Source organism: Microcoleus sp. MON1_C1 (assembly GCF_036701945.1).
Taxonomy (GTDB): domain Bacteria; phylum Cyanobacteriota; class Cyanobacteriia; order Cyanobacteriales; family Microcoleaceae; genus Microcoleus.
The window spans coordinates 1-5,721 of the sequence record NZ_JAUBRO010000105.1 but is presented as its reverse complement, the minus strand read 5'-3'; the positions used below and the strand labels follow the sequence as shown (position 1 = coordinate 5,721).

General features: G+C 42.9%; 3 protein-coding genes and 2 pseudogenes. 3 read left to right on the top strand and 2 right to left on the bottom strand.

Features of this window, described 5'->3' with window-relative positions:
- Positions 1-57: 57 nt before the first annotated feature.
- The gene (locus QUA62_RS28720) at positions 58-933 is read right to left on the bottom strand and encodes a DUF3883 domain-containing protein (protein ID WP_333408211.1); all 876 of its coding nucleotides are present in this window, start codon (positions 931-933) and stop codon (positions 58-60) included.
- A 593-nt stretch (positions 934-1,526) separates the two neighbouring features.
- Positions 1,527-2,117: a class I SAM-dependent methyltransferase gene (locus QUA62_RS28715; protein ID WP_333408210.1), complete on the bottom strand. Its 591-nt coding sequence runs from the start codon at positions 2,115-2,117 to the stop codon at positions 1,527-1,529.
- Between the two features lie 619 nt (positions 2,118-2,736).
- On the opposite strand from QUA62_RS28715, the pseudogene QUA62_RS29580 reads away from it, so the two are divergent.
- The 3 genes and pseudogenes from QUA62_RS29580 to QUA62_RS28710 all read left to right on the top strand — a co-directional run.
- A pseudogene (locus QUA62_RS29580) lies at positions 2,737-2,973 on the top strand (hypothetical protein); the annotation flags it as partial.
- Positions 2,974-3,037: 64 nt separating this feature from the next.
- Complete coding sequence (locus QUA62_RS29575; RefSeq protein ID WP_445301735.1) at positions 3,038-3,166, top strand: tetratricopeptide repeat protein; 129 nt, start codon at positions 3,038-3,040, stop codon at positions 3,164-3,166.
- Positions 3,159-5,606, top strand: a pseudogene (locus QUA62_RS28710) (ATP-binding protein); the annotation flags it as partial. The gene QUA62_RS29575 and the pseudogene QUA62_RS28710, both read left to right, overlap by 8 nt.
- Positions 5,607-5,721: the final 115 nt, after the last annotated feature.

Below are 5,721 nucleotides of genomic sequence, written 5' to 3'. Positions count from 1 at the left end.
ATCAGTTGACGTGCCATAACTTATCACCTCTAAACAGTATCTTTATTCTATGCAACTTCATGTAAAATTGGTATTAGGTGTTAATAAGATTGTAGATCCTTCTGAGGTTGTACCTTTTACCTCAACGTATATTCGTTCTTCCTGCCGGGTACATCGCAAATCATAAGACTCTTGCTGGGAAACATCTTCAACGACCCAACCCTGATCCTGGAAATGCTCAGTTGCAAGATTCATTGCTCTCATCTCGATAGCTCGTCTCACTTCTGGAGTGCTTCGGAACCCCTGCCCTAAAGATTTTCTTGGCTTTCCGGTAATAGATGCTCTTGCATCAATCGCCTCATCAATTTCTGGATTAGTATCTAGTGTTGGAGAAGTAAGAGGAGTAAAACCAAAATTTGAGCGTAGGTGTTGGGCATACCCTTGACCACCACCCCAAACTTTGAACTTTTTCGCATCTATTCGCCTATACCAACCTCTAGGGTTCCAATTAGGTGCATACTGCACTTGCTCTAAAAAGGTAGCCCACGGTACATGACCCAATTCAGTATCAAAGAAAAATAGCCAGGGAAAAAACCGAGCGTTTGGGGTTTCAGGCCAAAGGATGCGTGAAGCAGCATGGCAACTGACCGGACAAACTGATTTAACAAAACCAAAATAATCAATGCCTCCATGCTCTCCAATTTCAGGAGCAAAGGCTACTAAATCACCCACCTTTGTCTTTTCAAAAGATGGCTTTGCCTTTACAGGAACACCCCAACAGTTGAACATACCATTGGGGAAACAGCTACGGAGTTCTTCACTTGCGAAAAAGCTTTTTTCTGGTGCATCGTCTGGAAGAAGGTTTACGACTTCTTGAATACAAAAAGTACGAGATACCGTGTATCCAAGATCAATCGTGTTGGATTGCCCAACATGCATGAGAAACACATCCATACGGCGTGATTTTTAAACGGCTATTTCCTAATTTTAAAAACAACTAAGTAGGTGGGCATAAATAACGTCAACAAACCAAAAGCTAAAACCTTTATCCTGAAGGACTTACAGCCTTTAGTATTTTAACTTTAATTATGACCACCTACTTATATACTCCCAAGTCAGCAAATTAGCTTGAAACCTTCAGCATTTCTTCTGTAGGTTTCTGCCTTGGTAGTGCTATTTGGTAAAGGCTAGTGCGATCGCCCCTCACTGTAGGTTGGGTTGAGTCCGTCACGTCCTTGCTTGTAAATCAGTAGGTAACGTGAAACCCAACATGAGTCGATTGAGCGATCGCACTGCTGGTTGAGGTGGAAGGGAACGCGAAAGAACAGATCACTAAGTATTACCAATGGCTAGCAAAGCAGCTAGGCGATCGCGAATGGTTTAACGGTGCCAATAGTTGCATTTGGGATGGCACCAGAAGCAGACTCTTGGCTGTACGGAGAGAGTGCAACACCTTTGTGCAAAGATAGCTAACGGTTCTGGTCAGCGGTTGTTGGGATCTCTGCATCTCACTTAAGCAGCTTCAGGCAATCCGCTGCACCAGAAAGTTATATTTCTTTTGATGCGATCGCCTGAACTACTGCGCCAATGCCAGTGTGATAAATACCTTCTACTACATCACGCTCAAGCTCAATTAGATGCTTAAACTTTAAGCCAGCTAACTCAAGGCTTAAAGATTCTTTAGATTGCATCACATCTACTGAATTTCCGCCGCCAGTACCATACTTCAACTGATCTGGTGTATAAGCCTCAAGCAGAAAAACACCGTTTTGCTTTAACGCGACTTCAACTTTTTTATGAAGTTGTTTTCTTATTGAAGAAGGCAATGGACAAAATATAGAGACAATTCCGTCCCATTTATTTTCGCCTAAATCATACTCTGCTAAATCAGTATGAATAAACTCAACAATCACCCCATTATCTTCTGCCAACTTTCTGGCCTTATTCAAACCAACTAAAGAAGCATCTACAGCGGTTACAGAATAACCCTGTTTCGCAAGGAAAACGGCATTCCTCCCTTCTCCTTCAGCCAAGCTCAGAACTTTACCTTTGGGAATACTGCTGACGTTTGCTTCCAAAAACTTGTTCGGGCTTGTGCCATATGCGTACTCTTCTACACTGTATCTTTCATCCCACATCTGTTTTCTCCAATTGTTGCTGTTAGCACATTTGATGCCAAAAAAATATAGCTATGTATTCAACCGCAGATATGCTGGATAATACCTTTACCTTCGGTGGATTATCCATCATATCTGTTGGACAACATCCTAGTTTTAAGGAATTAAACAGAAACTTTGCAGGTTAAGTCCGGGTTCTTGGGTGTTATCCATCGCTTCTGATAGTTAATCCTGGAAATCAGGGGTGTTATTTGTCACTTTTGCTGATAATATCCTCTAGATCGGTCTTATCCAGCATTAACCTAATGTCGCAATCTACCACTCCGATGCGGCTTTACCGCTTGCTTGAGGCGGAGCCTTCGCAAAGCAGGAACGAGTGCGATCGCCCCTCGCTGTAGGTTGGGTTGAGTCTGTCAAGTGCTTACTTGTGAATCAGTAGGTAACGCGGAACCCAACATGACTCGATTGGGCGATCGCCCAGGGTTGAGGTGGAGAAGCAGTGATGAGTGTGGGGTTTCATCCTTCAACCCCGCCTAATCTCCAGCGTCTCCCGCACTTTAGGGATGGCAGAAATCTCATTGGACTTGGCATCTAGCTTCAAAAGAATGGAAGGGGTGGCTTATTTCGCGATCGATCGGTTCAGGAGAAGTGGGTTGGTTATTGTGCCAAGGCAGGCATAAGCTGTACCATCCATGAACTGAGACACGCACACGCGATCGAACTGGTTAATGAAGGAGCCAGTCTCAATACTATCCGGAAGCCTCTCGGCTATCCTGGGAGGAATATTAGAAAAAATACTAGCCTATTGGCTGCGATGCTAACTTGTTGGAGCGAGGAAATCAGTAGGGTCAGACAAGTCAATTTCAAGAAGCCTTGAGTCTTGTCAACAGACCTTGATTATCTAGCGAGAGATTAAAGACCGCTAAGGTGAGGGGGCAGCATTGGGTAATCTGCGAAATGTTTACACTTCCCTGGGCAACTATGGCAAGGCGATCGAGTACCATCAGCAGTCATTGACCATCGCCCGTAACGTTCATAACTGCCAAAACTGGAGAGCCCAACATGATTAGATTCCCTGGAATTAAAGTTTTAGCCCAAATCTATGAAAGTGACAATTCTGTTGTCTATCGAGGGATGCGAGAACAAGACCACAAAGCAGTAATTCTCAAAGTTCTGAAACAAGACTATCCCACCCCCTCTGAACTAACTCGATATAAGCAGGAATATGAAATCACTCGCAATCTAAACATAGAGGGTGTGGTTAAAGCTTATGCCTTAGAAACTTATCAAAGAACTCTGGTCATTATCTTAGAGGATTTTGGCGCATCATCCTTAAGGCAATTATTCAAGGACTCTGTAGATGCAGGGCATATCTTATCTCTAGCAAAATTCCTCAACTTAGCCATCCAAACAGCAGAGATATTGGGCGCGATTCACGCTGCCAATATTATTCATAAAGATATTAATCCTGCCAACCTCGTCTTTAACCCCGAAACAGAAATTATCAAAATCATCGACTTTGGTATCTCCACTCAATTAACCCGCGAAAATCCTACGCTGAAAAATCCCAATGTTTTAGAAGGCACATTAGCCTATATGTCACCGGAGCAAACGGGACGAATGAATCGTTCTTTAGACTACCGGACTGACTTTTACTCTCTCGGCGTTACCTTTTACGCACTACTGACGGGACAGTTACCGTTTGAAAGTACCGATGCGTTGGAACTGGTGCATTATCATATCGCCAAACAGCCAATACCCCCTCATCTTTTAGGAGGAGGAGAGGAGGAGAGAGGCAGAGGGGGAGAACCTTGCCCTCAAGCTGTTTCGGATATTGTCATGAAGCTGATGGCGAAAACGGCAGAGGAACGATATCAAAGTGCCTGGGGACTCAAAGCTGATTTAGAAGAATGTCTCTTTCAGTTAAAAGCTAATGGGACTATAACAGATTTCCCGCTCGGTTCTAAGGATATTTCCGACAAGTTTCAAATTCCCCAAAAGCTTTACGGACGAGAGTCAGAAGTTAAAACCTTACTAACAGCATTTGACCGAGTGAGTCAAGGCACAACTGAAATGATGCTAGTGGCTGGTTATTCCGGCATCGGTAAATCAGTGTTGGTGGCAGAAGTTCATAAACCCATCACTCAAAAGCGCGGCTATTTCATCTCCGGAAAATTTGATCAATTTCAGCGCAATATTCCCTACTTAGCTGTTGTCAGTGCCTTTCAGGGATTGATGCGCCAACTGTTAACCGAAAGCGAAGCACAACTAAACCTTTGGCGAGAAAAACTCCTGGCTGCTTTTGGTTCCAATGGACAAGTGATTATTGAAGTGATTCCGGAAGTGGAACTGATTATAGGCAAGCAACCACCCGTGCCAGAATTAAGCCCCGCTGAGTCCCAGAATCGCTTTAATCTGGTTTTCCAAAACTTCATTCGGGCATTTTGTGCAAAAGAGCATCCTTTAGTTATCTTTCTTGACGATTTGCAGTGGGCAGACTCCGCAACGCTCAAGTTAATCGAACTGATGATGACGGATACGGATACAGAATACCTATTTCTAATTGGGGCGTATCGGGATAACGAAGTCAACCCCACTCATCCGTTGATGATAACTCTTGAGGGGCTACGGAATCTGGGGGCAACTGTCAACTTTATTACCTTAACTCCCTTAAATAGCCAGCATATTAACCAGTTAATTGCCGATACTTTGCACAGGGATACATCTTCAGTAAAACCCTTGGCGGAGTTGGTCGTGCATAAAACTGGAGGCAATCCTTTCTTTGTCTATGAGTTTCTCAAAACCCTATATGCCGAAAACCTGATCACTTTTGATTTTGAACGTCACGGCTGGCATTGGGATATTTCAACCATTGAAGCTCAGGGCATTACTGACAATGTGGTGGAGTTGATGATTGGCAAGTTAAAGAAACTGCCTCTGGTTACACAGCAAGTTTTACAATTAGCAGCTTGTGTAGGTGCTGATTTCGATTTAAACATCCTTTCTATCATCAGTGAAAAATCTACAGCGGAAGTTTTCAAGGATCTAACAGCAGCAGTTCAATCCGGGTTAATCTTACCCACATCCGAGTTAGATGAAGAACTGTTGATTCAAAATTATAAATTCCTGCATGACCGGGTTCAGCAAGCAGCTTACTCTCTGATTGACGAAAAACATAAACAAGAAATTCACTTAAAAATTGGTCGCCTTCTGTTGAATAAGTTTGAAAAATATGAGTTAGAAGAACGAATCTTTGATATAGTCAATCACCTGAACACAGGACAAGCATTGCTCAGTGATAAAGAGGAAAAAGAACAATTAGCTAGATTGAATCTAATCGCGGGAAGAAAAGCTAAATTATCTTCAGCCTATCAACCCGCATTAATATATATAACGAACGGGATAAAACTTTTACCCCCTAATAGCTGGGAGGAAGACTATCAGCGGACTTTTTTATATCACCTTGAAAAAGGTGAAATAGAATATTTAACAGCGAGTTGGGACGAAGCTTTATCAACGTTTGATGAAGCCCTTGAGCATATCGATGATTTGTATCGGCTCAATAAGTAGGGGTAGCAGAAGAAAAAAGTAAGCAGAGTACACAAAGTGTCATAAAATAGGACAT